The organism is Rhizobium sp. CFBP 8762 (assembly GCF_014841565.1).
Classification (GTDB): Bacteria; Pseudomonadota; Alphaproteobacteria; order Rhizobiales; family Rhizobiaceae; genus CFBP-8762.
Genome location: NZ_JACYUD010000003.1, coordinates 282,860 through 300,266 on the forward strand (window position 1 = coordinate 282,860; position 17,407 = coordinate 300,266).

At 56.4% G+C, this 17,407-nt stretch carries 16 protein-coding genes; 7 read left to right on the top strand and 9 right to left on the bottom strand.

What is annotated here, in order from left to right:
- Positions 1 to 13 precede the first annotated feature (13 nt).
- The 4 genes from IFT84_RS09875 to IFT84_RS09895 all read right to left on the bottom strand — a co-directional run bounded on the left by IFT84_RS09875 (position 14) and on the right by IFT84_RS09895 (position 3,449).
- On the bottom strand, positions 14 to 1,201 hold the full coding sequence (locus tag IFT84_RS09875) for an NAD(P)/FAD-dependent oxidoreductase (RefSeq protein ID WP_274603598.1): 1,188 nt from the start codon (positions 1,199 to 1,201) through the stop codon (positions 14 to 16).
- 24 nt (positions 1,202 to 1,225) lie between these two features.
- Positions 1,226 to 1,768, bottom strand: a complete 543-nt coding sequence (locus IFT84_RS09880) for a lytic transglycosylase domain-containing protein (RefSeq protein WP_446737581.1) — start codon at positions 1,766 to 1,768, stop codon at positions 1,226 to 1,228.
- A 212-nt stretch (positions 1,769 to 1,980) separates the two neighbouring features.
- Positions 1,981 to 2,745, bottom strand: coding sequence for an N-acetylmuramoyl-L-alanine amidase (locus tag IFT84_RS09890; RefSeq protein ID WP_192118841.1), 765 nt, complete (start codon positions 2,743 to 2,745; stop codon positions 1,981 to 1,983).
- Positions 2,742 to 3,449, bottom strand: a complete 708-nt coding sequence (locus IFT84_RS09895) for a J domain-containing protein (protein ID WP_192118843.1) — start codon at positions 3,447 to 3,449, stop codon at positions 2,742 to 2,744. The genes IFT84_RS09890 and IFT84_RS09895 overlap by 4 nt, the downstream gene beginning before the upstream one ends.
- Before the next feature lie 238 nt (positions 3,450 to 3,687).
- On the opposite strand from IFT84_RS09895, the gene IFT84_RS09900 reads away from it, so the two are divergent.
- The 3 genes from IFT84_RS09900 to IFT84_RS09910 all read left to right on the top strand — a co-directional run bounded on the left by IFT84_RS09900 (position 3,688) and on the right by IFT84_RS09910 (position 6,913).
- Complete coding sequence (locus tag IFT84_RS09900; protein WP_192118845.1) at positions 3,688 to 4,899, top strand: pyrophosphate--fructose-6-phosphate 1-phosphotransferase; 1,212 nt, start codon at positions 3,688 to 3,690, stop codon at positions 4,897 to 4,899.
- A gap of 207 nt (positions 4,900 to 5,106) precedes the next feature.
- Entirely contained in the window at positions 5,107 to 5,988 is an 882-nt protein-coding gene (locus IFT84_RS09905; RefSeq protein WP_192118847.1) for a transglycosylase SLT domain-containing protein, read from the top strand.
- Positions 5,989 to 6,133: 145 nt separating this feature from the next.
- Positions 6,134 to 6,913: a glycoside hydrolase family 25 protein gene (locus tag IFT84_RS09910; RefSeq protein ID WP_192118849.1), complete on the top strand. Its 780-nt coding sequence runs from the start codon at positions 6,134 to 6,136 to the stop codon at positions 6,911 to 6,913.
- 480 nt (positions 6,914 to 7,393) lie between these two features.
- On the opposite strand, the gene metF is transcribed toward IFT84_RS09910, so the two are convergent.
- The 4 genes from metF to IFT84_RS09930 form a co-directional block, all read right to left on the bottom strand.
- Positions 7,394 to 8,302 carry a methylenetetrahydrofolate reductase [NAD(P)H] gene (gene metF, locus IFT84_RS09915; protein WP_192118851.1) on the bottom strand — a complete coding sequence of 303 codons (909 nt, stop codon included), beginning with the start codon at positions 8,300 to 8,302 and terminating at the stop codon, positions 7,394 to 7,396.
- A gap of 1 nt (position 8,303) precedes the next feature.
- Positions 8,304 to 9,320 (bottom strand): ArsR/SmtB family transcription factor, encoded by a 1,017-nt coding sequence (locus tag IFT84_RS09920; RefSeq protein ID WP_192118853.1) that lies wholly within the window; start codon positions 9,318 to 9,320, stop codon positions 8,304 to 8,306.
- Between the two features lie 138 nt (positions 9,321 to 9,458).
- Positions 9,459 to 11,108, bottom strand: a complete 1,650-nt coding sequence (ettA, locus tag IFT84_RS09925; RefSeq protein ID WP_192118855.1) for an energy-dependent translational throttle protein EttA — start codon at positions 11,106 to 11,108, stop codon at positions 9,459 to 9,461.
- A gap of 176 nt (positions 11,109 to 11,284) precedes the next feature.
- Entirely contained in the window at positions 11,285 to 12,058 is a 774-nt protein-coding gene (locus IFT84_RS09930) for a ribonuclease T2 family protein (protein WP_192118857.1), read from the bottom strand.
- 92 nt (positions 12,059 to 12,150) lie between these two features.
- On the opposite strand from IFT84_RS09930, the gene IFT84_RS09935 reads away from it, so the two are divergent.
- Together IFT84_RS09935 and IFT84_RS09940 are read left to right on the top strand one after the other, a co-directional pair.
- Positions 12,151 to 13,080: an alpha/beta fold hydrolase gene (locus IFT84_RS09935; protein ID WP_192118859.1), complete on the top strand. Its 930-nt coding sequence runs from the start codon at positions 12,151 to 12,153 to the stop codon at positions 13,078 to 13,080.
- Between the two features lie 11 nt (positions 13,081 to 13,091).
- The gene (locus tag IFT84_RS09940) at positions 13,092 to 14,015 is read left to right on the top strand and encodes a DMT family transporter (protein ID WP_342212853.1); all 924 of its coding nucleotides are present in this window, start codon (positions 13,092 to 13,094) and stop codon (positions 14,013 to 14,015) included.
- 69 nt (positions 14,016 to 14,084) lie between these two features.
- On the opposite strand, the gene IFT84_RS09945 is transcribed toward IFT84_RS09940, so the two are convergent.
- A complete protein-coding gene (locus tag IFT84_RS09945; RefSeq protein ID WP_192118861.1) occupies positions 14,085 to 14,423 on the bottom strand; it encodes a TIGR01244 family sulfur transferase in 339 nt (112 codons plus the stop codon).
- Between the two features lie 233 nt (positions 14,424 to 14,656).
- On the opposite strand from IFT84_RS09945, the gene IFT84_RS09950 reads away from it, so the two are divergent.
- Positions 14,657 to 15,982: a L,D-transpeptidase family protein gene (locus IFT84_RS09950; protein WP_342212854.1), complete on the top strand. Its 1,326-nt coding sequence runs from the start codon at positions 14,657 to 14,659 to the stop codon at positions 15,980 to 15,982.
- A 105-nt stretch (positions 15,983 to 16,087) separates the two neighbouring features.
- Positions 16,088 to 17,377, top strand: a complete 1,290-nt coding sequence (locus tag IFT84_RS09955; RefSeq protein WP_192118863.1) for an NAD(P)/FAD-dependent oxidoreductase — start codon at positions 16,088 to 16,090, stop codon at positions 17,375 to 17,377.
- The last annotated feature ends 30 nt before the right edge of the window (positions 17,378 to 17,407 follow it).

Here is a 17,407-nt window from a genome sequence, read left to right on the forward strand (position 1 = left end):
CGGACGTGATCTGTTATTGTTTGTGAACGGCAAAATCCGTCTCATATTCCGGCGCATCAAAAGTGCCGTTCAAAATCAAGCGCGCACCCAACCTGCCAATTTCATCGCAACTCTTGGCCGCCGCCCCGTTCCCGCCTGTCAAAATTGCAAGACGGCTGGAATCGCTGAAGCCGATATAGGGATACCCATGGGCGGTAAAAACCGTTACGCAAGAATTCGTCGTCAGACTGGCTGGGCGTAAAGACGGGATCAAACGTTTGACGATCGCATGCAGATGATCACCGACCGATGCGCTGCCATCGGTGCGAAACCAGTCGCAAATCTCTGTGTCGCCGTTCAAAATCCGGTCAACCGGGTCTCCGCCGATCTTGATGAACATGCGGCCATCCGGGTAGCGGATTGGCGGCAGCAGGTAGATACTGTCTTCCTGTCGACCGTTTTCAACGATCAGCGAAGGCATGTGCGCGAATTCGGCGTGCTGCGCCTCGTCCACTTCCAGAAACAACACCGTGCGCGCCTTGACGGTCAGGTCGAGATCACTAGTGCCGAGGTTCGCGTTTCGGGAAAAGCCACCGGCTGCAAGCAGCACACGGCCAGCAGTGTACCAGCGACCATCCCGCAGTGTTACACGCACCCGGCCAGCCTCGTCCTCGACATGGACAACCTGCTGCGGGATCACATCCACATTGGCGTTTTGGGCGCAGACGGTTTGGGCGCTCACCAGCGCTCGTGGATTGATGGTGCCAGCACCTTTGGCCTCAAACACGCCAACGGAAGGAGAAGAGAACGAAAAGCATGGAAAACTCGTCGCCATGTCCGGCTGCGACAACACTTCAGCCGCTCCGCCGAGCGCATCCCGCACCCCGATAACGCTTTGAATAAAAGACGTGCCCTCGCCTGACAGGTCGCCGACCATCAGGCAGCCTGACTCGTTGAAAAACGAAATGCCGCTTTCGGCTTCAATATCCCGGTAGCGCGCAATGGAGCGTTGGGCCAACCGGCCCCACACCGCATTTCCATCCAGTGAGCGTGTGATGCGCCCTTCATCATAATGGCTGGCGAACACGCCGTCGTGACGGGCCTTGTTCAGTGGCTCATCCGGCCCGATCAACGCAATACGCGCGCCCGATGCGCTGAGATGGCGGGCCGCGGAAGCCCCCATCATACCCTTACCAACAATGATGAAATCGAAATCCGTCAAACGTGTTCCCCTTAACCCCGAGGTTTAATTAAGCAATTGCAGGACCTTGTTGCAATAGCGTTTGGAGATCGGATTCATACGGCTGGCCGCATGGCCCGCATTGTACTTCAAGATGGTGCCGCAGGTCGTTCCGCCGCCCAGATCATGGGCCAAGGCCAGATACTTCATGCCATAGCGAATGTTGGTTTCCGGGTCGTACAGGCCCTTGATACTTCCACGATAGCCCAGCATCCGTGCTGTCGCTGGCTTGATCTGCATCAGGCCGATCTCACCCTGACTGCCACGGGCACGGACGTTGAAGTTGCTTTCCACCCGCACCACCGCCTGTGCCAGCGCGGCCGGAATTCCGTTGGCCTGCGCATGCTTGACGATCATGGGAGAATAGACCGGGTGCATCATCGATATCCTGGGCGTGGGACTGGGCATGGGAAACCCTATGGTGCGGGTAGCGCTTGGGAGTGCTGAGGTCTTGATCGTTCTGTCCGGCCCTTTCGCATGGGCAATACCGAGGCTGGAAAAAAGCATGCAAAAGCCTGCCGCAACTGCAGCAACACGAGGTGTCGTCATTGTAAGTGATGTCTCCGCTCAAGAAACCAGCCCGGCGCTTAAAGCGCGTAATGCATGGTCAATTGGTGTCCTATGCGGCCCAGACATTGAAGGCGTCAGCGCCGCTGTTCAGTGAGCGCTAAATAAACGACGCAATCTGTTTTTGATGTGGCGAAGGCAAAAGTTCCATGGAAAAACGCGGTCGGCGGTCTGGAAACAGCCCTGTCAGGGCATCACGAACCACCAAAATCGGGCAAAGCCGCCAGCAGTCGATGTAGCGTGTCGAGGGTGGAAATATCCGCGATCCCATCCACCTGCGCCGGGCGGAAATGACGCTGGAACGCGGCCACCACGCCCTCGGTGCGCTCGCCGAATAGGCCATCGATTTCAAGGGCATAACCGTAAAGCGATAGCATGGACTGAATAGCCTCGACCGGCTGGCCGCTATCGCCACGCTGGAAGAACCGACCACCACCGATGGGCGCCGGTGCGACCCAGTGGCCGACCCCTTTTTCATGCAACGTGTTCCAAGGGAATTTTTCGCCGGGATCTACCTTGCGAATGGGCGCAATATCGCTGTGAGCGAGGATACGCTCCGGCCGGATGGACCAGCGGGTGCCACAATCGAGACATAGTTCAATTGTTGCCGCAATCTGTTTCGGCGTAAAATCCGGCAGGCCGCCCTCATGGCCAGTGTTGACGATCTCTATGCCGATGGAGCGCGAATTGATATCCGTTACCCCCTTCCACGCACTGGCCCCAGCGTGCCAGGCACGGCGCGTTTCGGGTACAAGTTGGTCCACCATGCCGTTCTCATGCACGAAGTAATGGCAGGAGACCTGACTTTCCGGATTGCACAACCAGTTGAGCGCGCTCTGCCCATTTGGCATGCCGGTGTAGTGCAGAATGATCATATCGGGCGCGATGCCGCCCACCCGTTCCCCATGGTTGGGCGACGGCATGGGACGGGCGCGGCTATAGTCACAGATGCGCTTCATGCGGCGCGGCGCTCTTTTTCGATCTCTTCATAGGCCGCGTTCAGCGCTGCCATACGATCATTGGCGATGGCGTGAAACTCCTGCGGTACGCCACGCGCCACCAGGCGGTCCGGGTGATGCTCGGACACCAGAACACGATACTGCTTGCGAATGGTTGAAAAGTCATCCTTGCGGGACACCCCCAGCACCTTGTAGGGGTCGCGCCCGTCGGCATGCACATGGCGTGCTGAAATCTGCTGGAAATGATCGTCTGTCAGGTGGAAGATTTGGCCAACCCGCCCAAGAAACGCCATCTCGCTTTCATGAATCAAACCATCCGCCTTGGCGATGTGGAACAGCCCGTCGAGGATATCTTCGAGGATCGGGCAGTTCTGTTCGCGCATCGCGCACAGTCCCGCCAGCTTTTCGGCATAGGCCTCATATCCGGCCACATCCTGACGCGCCAAATTGTAAAGCCGCGCAACATTTTTCGCCTGATCATCGGGAAATTTGAAGATATCCTTGAAGGCGTCGACCTCGGCGACCGTCACGATCCCGTCCGCTTTTGCCATCTTGGCCGAGAGTGCAATCATGGCAATGGAAAAAGCCACTCTTTGGCGCGTTTGCGGATCGCCTTCAAACAGCGTCCGGATGGCTTCCACGAAGCCCGCAAGGGTATCGCCAGCAGAACTGACCATTTTCAGCAGGGCATCCCACACAGACATGGCGGCTTCATCTTTCCTTGAATCTCTATGGCAGCAAGACCAAATATTGGCCTCGTTTGCAAGGGCGATACTCCCGATACGGGTCCGAAACGCCTCTGGATGACAAATTTGTAATGCTCCCTCATCAATTTCGTGGATCATTGCGCGATCCGGTCGCTCGCCGCGCACCGCCTCTTGCGCCCGCGCACCGGGCTGGCTATTGCGAAAGCATCCGATTTTATCCGGTGAGGAGAGTAGAATGCGCACACCAAAAGTTGCAATGCTGACGGCAGGTGGTCTCGCCCCTTGCCTGTCTTCCGCCGTTGGCGGTCTGATCGAACGCTATACAGACGTCGCGCCCGAGGCGGAACTGTTTGCCTATCGCTCCGGCTATCACGGACTGCTTCTGGGAGACCGCATCGACATTACCCCGGATATGCGCGAAAAAGCGCATGTGCTGCACCGGCACGGCGGCTCACCGATTGGCAACAGCCGCGTGAAACTGACCAATATCGCCGATTGCGTGAAGCGCGGACTGGTCAAGGAGGGCCAGAACCCGCTGCAGGTTGCAGCAGAGCGTCTTGCCAATGACGGCGTGACGATTCTCCACACCATTGGCGGCGATGATACCAACACCACGGCAGCCGATCTTTCCGCTTACCTCGGCGCGCATGGTTACGATCTCACCGTCGTCGGCCTTCCCAAGACGGTGGATAATGACGTCGTGCCAATCCGCCAGTCGCTCGGCGCATGGACCGCGGCAGAATTCGGCGCGCGCTTTTTCGACCATGTCAGCAACGAGCAGAGTGCCGCGCCCCGCACCCTGGTGATCCACGAAGTGATGGGCCGCCACTGCGGATGGCTGACCGCGGCAACCGCGCGTGCCTATATGCAGATGACCGGCAACACCGAGTTTGTTGAGGGCTTCATGATGAACACCGAGCTGAAAAACATCGACGGCATTTATCTGCCAGAAATCAGCTTCGATTTACATGGCGAGGCAGACCGCCTGCGCAAGGTTATGGACCGAACCGGCTTCGTGACCCTGTTCGTCAGCGAAGGTGCGTGCCTGGACGCCATTGTCGCTGAGCGCGAAAGCGCCGGGGAAAGTGTCAAGCGAGATGCCTTCGGCCACGTCAAGATCGACACGATCAATGTCGGTGGCTGGTTCTCCAAGCAGTTTGCCAATCTGCTCGGTGCCGAACGCTCGATGGTGCAGAAATCCGGCTATTACGCTCGCTCCGCCCCTGCCAACCGCGATGACCTGCGCCTGATCCAGAGCATGGTTGACCTCGCCGTGGAAAGTGCCTTGAACAAGGTGTCTGGTGTCACCGGTCATGATGAGGGCCAGAATGGCAAACTCCGCGTCATTGAATTCCCGCGCATCAAGGGCGGAAAACATTTTGACACATCGCCAAAATGGTTTGGTGAGGTGATGGATGCGGTGGGCCAAAGCTGGAAAGCCATTTAGGCAACCGAACGGTCTAGATCTTTGTTTTCCCGATAAAAATTTCTTCGGAACAAACCGTTATTCAGTCGTGCAAATCGGCAACATGTCTCGAAATTCGTTCATGCGCTTGCGGAATTGGGATGGTTAGGTTAATGGAGGTCTCCGTCCGGCGTTAACGCGCCGCTGATTTGCAAGGGTCCAACGACCTCGAAGCACAAAGGCGACAGCATGGCACGATTCGGAAACTTGTTTTCCCGGCACACCCTTAGCGCGGCATCTCTGGTAGCAGTTACAGTTACCGCAGGCTGCTCCAGCGTTGAGCATACGCCGATGGATAAAGTCATGGCGGTGCAGACCGTCGTTCCGATTGCCAAGCCTGGCACCGAGACCACCGCCTACGCTCTCCCCCCGGCAGAAGGGGTCGCAACATTGGCGGCATCTGCCTATGCCAATGATCAGAAAGCCAGCGGCGCTGTCGCTGCACTCGCCGCGACCGCGCCGACAAGCAGTTCCATCCCTGCGCCTGAGGCTGCTACAGTTACCGCCTCCCCAGCCCCCTCCAAAATGCCGCCCATGCCAACCGTCGCAATGACTGCGATGGAATCGGATTTCGACATCGGCGAGCCGGTTGGTTTGGAAAATATCGTGCCGCCAACCGGCGCCATTCCCGTCCCGCGCCCCGGCAGCCGTATGGCGGCTCTTGGTAACAACGGCCCAGTCCGGTCGTCCGTTCTGTTGGGACAAACGCATACGTCCAATCGTCCAGAGATGGACCGCATGATCAGCCGTTATGCACAGCTGAATGGTATTCCGGAATCTCTTTTGCACCGTGTCGTCAAGCGCGAAAGCCGCTACAATCCGAAGGCTTACAATCGCGGCCATTATGGGCTGATGCAGATCAAGTACAATACGGCGAAAAGCATGGGGTATGAGGGTGAGCCCGCTGGACTCTTTGATGCTGAAACCAACCTGAAATATGCGACGAAATATCTGCGCGGTGCGTGGCTTGTTGCCGATGACAAGAACGATGGCGCCGTGATGCTATATGCCAGCGGTTACTACAACCACGCCAAGCGCAAGGGCCTGCTGGAAGAAGCGGGACTGCGTTGATAAGCTATTCCCCGGTATTTTAAGGGACAACGCATTTACCGCTTGATCCTAACGTATTTTTTACGATGATGTGGAAAAGATCATGTGTGTTCTGTCAGCCCAGTCTGGCCGAGCATTCTGATCCTATCCAAACTGCGGGAGCGTCATGCGTCGGCTACTTCTGGCCCTAGTGCCTATCCTCACCCTGCTCAGCGCATGCACCTCAACTGATTACGATTTGATGTCTACCGCATCGATTGCGCCGCGCTTCGATGACAAGGATCCGCAGGATTTCGGCAGCAAACATCCCCAACGCCATGACATCCACGGCATCGATATTTCCAAATGGCAGGGTGACATAGACTGGCGTCAGGTGCGCAACTCCGGTGTTGCTTTCGCTTTCATCAAAGCGACCGAAGGCAAGGATCGGGTGGATGACCGTTTTGCAGAGCATTGGCAGAACGCGCGCGCCGCAGGCATTCCATATGCACCCTATCACTTCTATTATTTCTGTTCTTCAGCCGATGATCAGGCGGACTGGTTCATTCGAAATGTTCCAAAATCGGCCGTTCACCTTCCCCCCGTGCTGGACGTGGAATGGAACGGCGAATCAAAAACCTGCACGTATCGCCCGCCGGCCATTACCGTACAGGCTGAAATGAAACGCTTCATGGACCGCCTCGAATCCTATTACGGCAAGCGCCCGATTATTTACACCTCGGTTGACTTCCATCGGGAAAATCTCGTCGGCATGTTTCAGGACTACCATTTCTGGGTCCGTTCAGTTGCCAAGCATCCAGAGGAAATCTACACGGCACGCCGCTGGGCGTTCTGGCAGTATACCAGCACCGGCGTCGTTCCTGGAATCAAGGGCAACACCGATATCAACGTTTTTGCAGGCTCTGCCAAGAACTGGCAGAAGTGGGTTGCGGCTGTTTCCAAATAATCAAACGCAATGCTCAGCGACTTGCAGAGTCGCGTTTCCGCGCACTGAAATCTCGCTTTGCTGATGATCACAGGCTGTTTCAGACGGAAACATTAACCGTTTTTCAACGTTTGTGAAAAAAATAAGGCAGGTATTCTGTTGTAAAATCAATAGGATGAGACGCCTGACAGTGTGTGTTTGCTCACATTAGGGCACTTCCGCGCAAAATTATTGCTTTCCAAAGGGCTTTTTTTAGCCGTATTCTACCCTCCTTAACGCAAGGAGGATCGACCATGGGACTTACCTATTCGTTCAATGTGCTCATGATCAGTGCAGCGTTCGTGTTTGTTGCGACAATGCTTTTTATCTAATGCTTGTATAGTGGCAAGAGTGCCTGCTGCGGCAGGCCGTGAACCAACACCCTTCCGGCAATAACAAAGGCGCGCCAGTATTACTGTCGCGCCTTTTGCATGTCGTCACCACGCTGTTTCTAGCGCATTGCTAAGCCGTCTGACGAACGGGAACGCTGTGACGCTGAAAGCCAACGAGATCGCACACAGCGCCGACCATTGTCGACCGGTTCATGGTGTAGAAGTGAAACTCATGGACACCGCGCTCAAACAGATCGGCCACTTGCTGCGCCGCCAGCATTGTCGCAACCCTTGTGCGTTCATCCGGCCGGTCGTCAAGCGGACCAAGCGTTTCACGAAGCCTGTCGGGAATACGGGCGCCGCACATGCCGGCAAACTTGCTGACTTGGGATAGATTGTGGACGGGCAGGATGCCCGGCAGAATTGGAATGGTGATTCCAGCCGCCCGCACATTGTTCAGATATCGCTCGAAGTCATCATTATCAAAGAAGAACTGGGTAATGGCGCGAGCCGCTCCATTGTCTACCTTGCGTTTGAGCATATCGATATCAGCATCGACATCAGCGCTTTGCGGGTGTTTTTCCGGGTAAGCCGATACGGATATGTCGAAATCACCTTTCTTGCGGAGGCCGGATACGAGGTCAGCTGCATTGATGTATCCACCGGGATGGGGCTGATAGGGAGAGCCTACCCCGCCATCGCCATCGCCGCGGAGCGCAACGAAGCGTTGCACACCACAGTCCACGAACTGGTCAACAACACGGTCTACGTCCTCGCGGCTGGCACCGACGCAGGTCAGATGCGCTGCGGTGTCTGCAATTCCGGCTTCATGGATCAGCCGGTCCACCGTACGAAGGGATGGTTCCTTCGTGGACCCGCCCGCCCCATAGGTTACAGAGACGAAATCCGGCTGGAAACTCGCCAGTTCCCGGGCAGTTTCAATCAGCCCTGTCTCGCCATCCGGAGATTTGGGAGGGAAAAACTCGAACGAGATGCGCAGTTTGCTCCGTGCATCCGTGTCTAAGAGGGGTGTCGTCATCTCAATGTCTCCCGACCATTGGTGGTGCGGCATCGCCCTGCGATGCAAGTGAAAGAAGGCGAAGGTCACGCGCGACCCAGATTGTCACGGTCAAACGGTTGCCGTCGGAGGCACCGGGTTCAAGATCCTGCGCCTCTTCCACGCGCAGGCCAGATTTCTCCAACCACTCGGCCATTGTCGTTTTGGCAAATCCAAGTCTGATATGCGCGTGATCGATGCGCAGATATTCTAGCCCGTGGGGCGCAAGATCAATCAGCACCAACCGTCCGCCGGGGCGAAGCATACGCGCGGCCTCGGTAATCGCCTGCTGCGGCTGCTCCAGAAAATGCAGAACCTGATGAATAACGACCAGATCAAAATCCTGCCCATCCAGCGGCAAGTTGAAAATATCTCCGTGCCGAATGGAGGCTTTTACGATACCGGAACGGTCCAGATTGGCCCGTGCAACGGCAAGCATGTCCCGGCTTGCATCAACGCCAACGCCGCGTCGATAGACATCCTTTAACAGCTCCAGAATACGACCGGTGCCAGTGCCGAGATCCAGCAGCGTATCAACCGGCTCATCGCCAACCAGTTTCAACAGGGCAGCTTCCACCTCGGTGTCGCTGACATGAAGGCGACGGAGTTCATCCCACTCCTTGGCGTTTCTGCTGAAATAGGATTGCGCCTTTTCAGCCCGCTCCTGCTTCAGCGCCGCAAGCCGTTCCGTATCACGCGCAAGAATTGCATCTGACGGACTGGAGGCTTTCAACAGTTCGCCGATCAAAGCGACAGCCAGCCCCTCCTGCTTCAAACGGAAGTATGCCCACGCACCCTCCTGATATCGGTCGATCAGAGAGGCATCGCTCAACAGTTTAAGATGGCGGGAGATACGCGGCTGGGACTGGCCCAGGATTTCGGTAAGATCCGTAACAGTCAGATCACCAGCAGATAGCAATGCCAGCAGCCGAAACCGCGTGGTTTCGCCCGCAGCCTTCAGCACATCCACCAACGTATCCAGACCAAGATTTTGATCCATCTTCCCACCAAGTAAAATCAAGACATAAAGATATCTTTATGTGATCTTGACAGGCGAGACAAGTGGAAACTTTCATCTGGCGGACATAAACAGGGCCGCAGTGACGCGGCCCTGTTTCATGTGCATTTGTAGCCCTGACTATCGTGTCAGGCGTTTATAGGTCACACGCTTGGGATTGACCGAATCCGGGCCGAGACGGCGAATTTTGTCCTTCTCATAGTCCTCGAAATTGCCTTCAAACCATTCAATATGGCTGTCTCCCTCAAAGGCCAGAATATGCGTTGCCAAACGGTCGAGGAACATACGATCATGGCTGATGATAACAGCGCAACCGGCGAAGTTTTCCAGCGCATCCTCGAGCGCTGCCAGCGTTTCGGTATCAAGATCGTTGGTCGGTTCGTCAAGCAGCAGCACGTTGCCGCCAGCCTTCAGCATCTTGGCGAGGTGGACGCGGTTGCGCTGACCACCGGACAGGTTGCCAACCTTTTGCTGTTGATCGCCACCCTTGAAGTTGAACGTCGAGCAATAGGCCCGCGAGTTCATTTCGTGCTTGCCAAGCTTGATGATATCATTGCCACCGGAAATCTCTTCCCAGACGGTCTTGTTGCCATCCAGCGCATCGCGGCTCTGGTCCACATAGCCCAAAGATACGGAATCGCCGATACGGATATCTCCGCTATCAGGCTTTTCCTGTCCTGTGATCATGCGGAAGAGCGTGGTCTTACCCGCGCCGTTGGGACCGATGACACCGACAATGCCACCTGGCGGAAGCTTGAAACTCAAACCATCGATCAGAAGCGTATCGCCATAGCCCTTGGAAAGATTGTCCGCTTCAATAACCACCTGTCCCAGTCGCTCGCCGACCGGAATGATGATCTGTGCATCGCCGGGGCGGCGGTCAGCGGCCGCCTTGACCAGTTCGTCATAGGCGCGGATACGGGCCTTGGACTTGGCCTGCCGTGCCTTGGGGCTGGAAGAAATCCACTCCTGCTCGGCCGACAGCGCCTTTTGACGGGAAGCTTCCTCCCGGCCTTCCTGCTGCATGCGCTTGGCTTTCGCCTGAAGGTAGGCGGAGTAATTACCCTCGTAAGGAATCCCACGGCCTCGGTCGAGTTCCAGAATCCAGCCGGTCACATTGTCAAGGAAGTAACGATCATGGGTAACCATCATCACCGCGCCGGGGTATTCGCGCAGATGCTTCTCCAGCCACGCGATGGTTTCGGCGTCCAGATGGTTTGTAGGCTCATCGAGCAGCAGAAGGTCCGGCTGCGACAACAACAGCTTGCACAATGCCACGCGCCGCTTTTCACCACCGGACAAACTCGTGACACTGGAGTCGCCGGGTGGGCAGCGCAACGCGTCCATAGCCATTTCGACCTGACTATCCAGATCCCAAAGATTCTGGCTGTCGATAATGTCCTGAAGCTTCGCGCCCTCATCCGCCGTTTCGTCGGAGTAGTTCATCATCACTTCGTTATAACGGTCCAGTATGGCCTTCTTGGACGCAACGCCTTCCATGACGTTTTCCAGCACTGTCTTGCTGTCGTCCAGTTTTGGCTCCTGCTCCAGGTAACCGAGCGTTGCGCCATCGGCGAGCCACGCTTCTCCCGTGAATTCCTTGTCCAGTCCGGCCATGACCCGCAGAACCGTGGATTTACCCGCACCGTTTGGACCGAGAATACCGATTTTGGCGTCGGGATAAAATGACAGATGAACGTTCTCGAGAACCTTCTTCGCGCCATAGGACTTGTTCAGCCCAGCCATGTGATAGATGAATTGACGTGCCATTTTCCTTGCTCCGCAAAACGACCGAAGCGTGCGATGGCCCGAAGGTTACGCTTCACGCTTCTGTCACTGGTTTCACGCATGTTGTTTGAGAGACCGCCACATGCTTAAACTTTGGACCGCTATGTAGGCGAAATCACTCAAAGGAGCAATCCGCTAAACCGAGGTCTGCTTCCTGTTCAGGGCACTGGCGCTTTCGGCGCAGGCTTCTCTCGCTTGGTAAACCCAACGGCATCAACCAGCCCTTCGGTGCACTTGCCGCGGCTGTCTTGAGCGGCACCGATGAGTTTGGGCAGATCAGACGACCCAATGTCTCCTCGTAGACCGATGGTGATACCCGTAATCAGGGCCTGACCATTCAACTTGCGGCATCGCAGACGGACTTTGTCTCCGGCTCCCGCCCCGAATGCCGTGTTGAAAGCTGTTTGTATCTGATCGAGCCTGATGGTCTTACCAATACTCTCGGCGAGGATTTCGCGAACGGGAGACGCATTGACGTCTTTCAGAAACTCCAGCGTCCTGTCGAAAAAAGCCTGTTGCGACAGGCCCGTGCAGGTGCCGTAGGCAAGCCACTGATACCGATCCAGACCGGACATGCGGCCGGGCATGGTACGATCCAAGTCAGCCTGTGTGGTTTGAGACACGGTCAAAGCAGGCAGGTCGAGCCAGTTTTTTTTGGCTTTGTCCTTGACGTCTTGCGCGACACCGCAAAACTTTCGGCCAGTTGCCCACAGACCGTGAAGCGTGAAATGAGTTGCTGAAAGGTCGGTAGAAACTTGATTTTTGCACTCGGGCCGCGATCGTTTTGTTTCACAGAATGCCGGTTGCCAACTGACTGCAAAAACAAATCTATCGCTGCCCGGCACACTCGCGGGCAGACTGGCCTGCCCCCAGGCCAGTGTGCTAAGCATGACTGTCCACAGCAGCACGCCGAAGCCAAGTTTCCCAGCCATGAACCCTCCATCCTTCAGAACAAACAGAGTTCATTCATATATTAGAATGTAAAGATTTGACAAGACGTTCCTTTGATTTGCGGGAGAAATTTGTGTTTGGGGATTTGGAGTACCTGACAACCGAAACCGGAGCGGTTCTCGCGTTTCGCCGACATGCGGCCATAGGCAGCCCGCGAGGGATCGTGTTGATCTGCCACGGAATAACGGAGCATTCGGACCGATATGGCGAGCTGGCAGCGTGTTTGGCGCAATTTGGTTTTCATGTCTACGCGCATGATCATCGCGGGCATGGGCATACATGGGCGTGCGACGCGCCTCTGGGCCGCTTTGCGTGGCGCCATGGCGAGGACGCAGTTGTTCGGGATTTTCTGTCCATGCGGGATGCTACGGTTGCGCGCCATCCAGATCTACCGGTTGTCATCATCGGCCATTCCCTCGGCAGTATCATTTCTCTGCGATTTGCTGAACTGTTCCCCGACAAACTGAACGCATTGGTCCTATCCGGCGTCAATATCCACATGGGGCTACTGGCCCGCCTTGGGCAAGGTTTGTTGCTGGTGGAACAGATGCTGAAGGGCTCGGACGTACCGAGCCGCGTTGGGGCACGACTGGCTCTGGACGTGTGGGCCGACAGCGTTGACAACGCCGAAACGCCCTATGACTGGCTGTCGTTCGACCGTGAGAACGTCGCGACCTATCTTGCCGACCCACTTTGCGGGCAAGCTATCAGCGTATCCCTTTGGCGGGACGTTCTGGCACTTGGCTATCGGACTCGGCCCAGGAGCGAACTGCGAAAGCTTCGTCTCACCCTACCGGTTCATCTTGTCGGCGGCGATCAAGATCCGGTAACACACAACGGCAAGACGCTTCGATGGTTGGAAAAACGCTTGGCCGCCGCCGGAATGCGCAACGTGACCTTGCGGATATGGCCTTCCATGCGGCATGAGATTTTTCAGGAATTGGGACGCAATGACGTCAATGATTCGATCGGTCGCTGGTGTCGGTCGGTCGTTGATCCATAAGAGGGTATGGCGTGAAGCAGAATGATGCAAATCTGGGTCTTTGGCTCATGGTCATATCCGTTCTGCTCTCGCCCTTGATCGACATATTTTCCAAGCTTGCTGTCACCAGCATTCCGGCGGCTCAGATAACGGCTGCACGATTTCTGCTGCAAATTGCATTTCTGCTGCCGATTGTTCTCTGTCGTCGAACTCTTTTCGATATTACCTGGAAAAAGACTGGCCTGCATGCGCTGCGCGGTGCGTTGATGGCCATTACCATGCTGTCATTCATCACGACCCTCAAGGTCATGCAAGTGGCCGATGCCATTGCCATTTTCTTCGTAGAGCCGATCATCCTGACAATCATGGGCAGCATTTTCCTGAAAGAAACCATAGGCTGGCGCCGGTACACTGCCTGCGCCGTTGGTTTCTTCGGCGCCATGCTGGTCATCCAGCCGAGCATGCAGGAGGTGGGCCCAATTGCCCTCCTGCCGGTCGTATCGGCTTTCAGCCTTGCGACGTTTCTGCTGCTGACGCGGATGGTTGCACGAAATGAGGACCCGTGGTCCATGCAGCTTTACGCCAGCATATGGGGCGGCATCATCATGATACTGCTCCTGCTGGTCGGCCATGTGGCGGCGATCCCCTCGGCTGATCCGGTTATGCCGGAGATGACCGACAGTCTCTACCTGCTGGGTGTTGGCGTTACGGCAACAGTGGCAGGCGTCTTGTCGGTCTATGCCTACAGGGCAGCACCCGCCTCAACCCTCGCTCCGCTGCAATATCTGGAAATCGTATCCGCGACTATTTTTGGCTGGCTGGTGTTCGATCACCTGCCGGACGCCGTTAAATGGCTCGGCATCGCCATTATCATTGCATCCGGGCTTTACATCATATGGCGCGAACGCCGCACCAACAAGCAAGCCAGCATACCGCCAGTGTCACCAGTGATATAGAGCAATTCCAGTGGAAACGGAGTCGTTTTCACGTCCGGACAATGCGACAACACAAGGAACTAAAGCACTTCAGCCGCGCATATGCTGACTTTTCTCATAGATGGCTGTCGAGCGCGCACCGGAGCGGCAGAAACCCAGCATGGGGCGGGGTAATTCATCCAGCGCATCCACCATCAAGGCAACAGCATCGGCTGTTACGCCCATCGGGCCCACCGGCACATGGCGGATTTCGAGACCGAGCGCCTCTGCCCGCTCTGCCACGGCATCGAAGACGGGCTGGTCGGGCGATTCAAAATCCGGCCGATGGCAGACGAGGGATTTGAAGCCCATAGCCTTGATCGCATCCAGATCTTCGGGCTGGATCTGCCCGGTAACGGAATAGGTCTCGTCGATTTCGCGGATATCCATGCTCGTCTCCTGAACTGTATAGCGCTGGCATTTAGGCCCATCGCGCCTCCTGCGTCAACGAAACAACTGCTGAGCTTTTGCGTTGTCGTTGCGTATGCCGCATCGAAATATGCATGCCATAAGGGTTCACAAGCTGACTTTAACGCACTTTTAACGATGAATTCAGCTTTATCATATAAACGTCTATTTTCGACTTTACAGCCGCGAAGACAACCACACACAGGTACAATCCCGTGACACCGACAAAACGCTTTTTCCACTTTGCCGCACTCGGGACCGTTTTACTCACGGCCAATCTTGCAGCGGCGCAGAGCCGCTATGATGACCGCGCTGTAGACATGGTGCTGGTGTCGCCGGAGGGCGATATCCTCGACTACACGCCGGAGGAAGGTGAGGCGCGACAGGCCCGCGATGCACAAGGCCGCACGGTTCTGCTGGACCGGCGTGGACGCCTGATTGCGACCCTGATGCCCGCTGACGAATATTACCCGGCCTCCCCTGGCCCGGTTCAGGACGATGCCTTCGGCTCTTCGACCGGTGAAGTTACAGGATCTGTATCCCAGTTCAATGATGTTGTTTCGCCGCCCGTGGTGCGCGAGGAACTGCCAAACAGCCTGCCCGCAATGCAGGGCGATTCGCAGTTTGCATCGATTGACGACCAGCCCGCGCAGCCTGCCCGCACGCAGTTGCCACCGGCCATGTCGATCACCAAGAAATCCAGCGCTGAAATGGTAGCACTGCAGGTGTTTCTGGATCGCGAAGGGTTCTCACCCGGTGTCATCGACGGGCGCATGGGCAGCAATGTGACCAAGGCCATTGAAGCCTGGCAGCAGGCCAACGGAGCGACGCTCGATCCCAACAATACGGACGAGATACTGGAACGTCTTCGGTTGAACGGCGGACTTCCTGTCGTTTCATACACCATCAGTGCCTCGGACGCTGCTGGCCCCTATGTCGCGGCCATTCCAGAGGACTACGCCCACAAGGCCGCTCTGCCGCATCTCTCCTATACGTCCGTTTCGGAAAATCTGGCCGAAAAGTTTCATATGGATGAAGCGTTCTTGAAAGAACTCAACCCCGGTGTGGATTTCACCATCCCCGGCACCATTATCAAGGTGGTCAACACGGGCGAAACACGCACGGGCAAGGTTGCGCGAATTGTGGCTGACAAAGCGCGCAAGCAGGTGCTGGCATATGATGATATGGGCAAGCTGATCTCGGCTTACCCGGCGTCCATCGGCTCATCCGATACGCCGTCCCCATCCGGTACGGTGCAGGTTGAGCGCATCGCGTTGAATCCCGGCTACACCTATAACCCAAAGATCAATTTCAAGCAGGGTGAGAACGACAAGATCCTGACCCTGCAACCCGGCCCGAACGGTCCAGTGGGCACCGTCTGGATTGCGCTGTCCAAGCCGACCTACGGCATTCACGGCACGCCGGAGCCATCGAAGATCGGCAAGACGCAGAGCCATGGCTGTGTACGCCTCACGAACTGGGACGCCACGGAACTGGCCAAAATGGTCAGCAAAGGTGTGACGGTAGAGTTCGTCGAGTAGACCATCAGTTACGGGTCAGCACATAACATCATGCTATAAACGCATAAGAAATCTGACTCGCGATCCGCTAGGCTGAAGGGCATAACCTTTTCCCAAGGACCGGCCATGGCAATACCTTCCGACTATCCCAATCTCTGGCATGCGAGCGCGCCGGAAGCGCCTCGCACTGCCCCGCTGGATTGTCCCATCAGCGTCGACACCGCCATCATCGGCGGCGGCTTTACCGGTCTGTCCGCAGCACTCCATCTGGCACAGAAGGGTGTTGCAGTTGCGGTGCTGGAAGCCCGCATGGTTGGCTTTGGCGGGTCCGGTCGCAATGTCGGTCTGGTCAATGCAGGCATGTGGACAAAACCGGATGACTTGATTGCCACTTTGGGTGAAACGGTCGGAAATCGCCTGCTGGATGAACTTGGTGGCGGCCCGGCTCTGGTCTACGAACTGGTGGAAAAACACGATATTCCCTGCGAAGCGGTGCGAAACGGCACCCTTCACATGGCGCTCGGCAAAGCCGGTGTTGCCGATATCCGGGCGCGGCATAATCAATGGAAAAAGCGCGGCGCGCCGGTTGAGTTGCTGGACGAAGCGCAGGCTGCCAGCATTTCGGGGGCACGGGGCTTTTCAGGCGCTTTGTTGGACAAACGCGCCGGTACGATACAACCCCTTGCCTATGCCCGTGGTCTGGCCCGCGCCGCTTTGGACGCGGGGGCACGGATTTATACCGATACACCGCTGATGGGCGCTACCCGCAAAGGCGACCTCTGGGTTCTGACGACGCCAAACGGGTCCGTCACGGCCAGAAATGTCATCGTTGCAACCAATGCCTATGGTGGAATGGTCAAGAATACCCCCTGGCGCGCCCATACGGACGGGCTGACCCTGCTGCCCTATTTCCAGTTTGCAACCAAACCTCTGTCTGACAACATCGCCCGCAGCATTCTGCCGGAACGGCAGGGTACGTGGGATACGGGAATGGTAATGACATCCTTCCGAATGGACCAGCAGAACCGCCTGATTTACGGATCAATCGGTACGTTGGACGGATTGGGAAAGGCAACGCATCAGGCGTTTGCCCGCCGCGCGGTACGCCAGATCTTCCCGTTCCTTGGCGATATCAGCTTCGACTACTGGTGGGATGGTAGTATTGGCATGACAGACAACAACCTGCCAAAACTGCACCACTTGGACGAGAATGTCGTCTCGATCAGTGGATACAATGGCCGGGGCATCGCGCCGGGCACCGTTTTCGGCCGCGCACTCGCGCAGTATCTAACCGGGGATGTGACAGCCATTCCGCTCGCAAAAACGGATCCCTCGCCCGATACATTCAGACGTATCAAATCCAGTTTTTACAGCGTCGGTGCGCTCGCCAAGCATATGATTGATCGCCGTTTTTAGCGACAGTCGCAAGCATTTGACTGGCTAAGC

Coding starts and splice junctions, on each gene's coding strand:
- IFT84_RS09905 (WP_192118847.1), top strand. CDS start 5,107: ATGGCACGATTCGGAAACTTGTTTTCCCGGCACACCCTTAGCGCGGCA.
- IFT84_RS09880 (WP_446737581.1), bottom strand. CDS start 1,768: ATGACGACACCTCGTGTTGCTGCAGTTGCGGCAGGCTTTTGCATGCTT.
- metF (WP_192118851.1), bottom strand. CDS start 8,302: ATGACGACACCCCTCTTAGACACGGATGCACGGAGCAAACTGCGCATC.
- IFT84_RS09900 (WP_192118845.1), top strand. CDS start 3,688: ATGCGCACACCAAAAGTTGCAATGCTGACGGCAGGTGGTCTCGCCCCT.
- IFT84_RS09920 (WP_192118853.1), bottom strand. CDS start 9,320: ATGGATCAAAATCTTGGTCTGGATACGTTGGTGGATGTGCTGAAGGCT.
- IFT84_RS09895 (WP_192118843.1), bottom strand. CDS start 3,449: ATGTCTGTGTGGGATGCCCTGCTGAAAATGGTCAGTTCTGCTGGCGAT.
- IFT84_RS09945 (WP_192118861.1), bottom strand. CDS start 14,423: ATGGATATCCGCGAAATCGACGAGACCTATTCCGTTACCGGGCAGATC.
- IFT84_RS09890 (WP_192118841.1), bottom strand. CDS start 2,745: ATGAAGCGCATCTGTGACTATAGCCGCGCCCGTCCCATGCCGTCGCCC.
- ettA (WP_192118855.1), bottom strand. CDS start 11,108: ATGGCACGTCAATTCATCTATCACATGGCTGGGCTGAACAAGTCCTAT.
- IFT84_RS09910 (WP_192118849.1), top strand. CDS start 6,134: ATGCGTCGGCTACTTCTGGCCCTAGTGCCTATCCTCACCCTGCTCAGC.
- IFT84_RS09930 (WP_192118857.1), bottom strand. CDS start 12,058: ATGGCTGGGAAACTTGGCTTCGGCGTGCTGCTGTGGACAGTCATGCTT.
- IFT84_RS09955 (WP_192118863.1), top strand. CDS start 16,088: ATGGCAATACCTTCCGACTATCCCAATCTCTGGCATGCGAGCGCGCCG.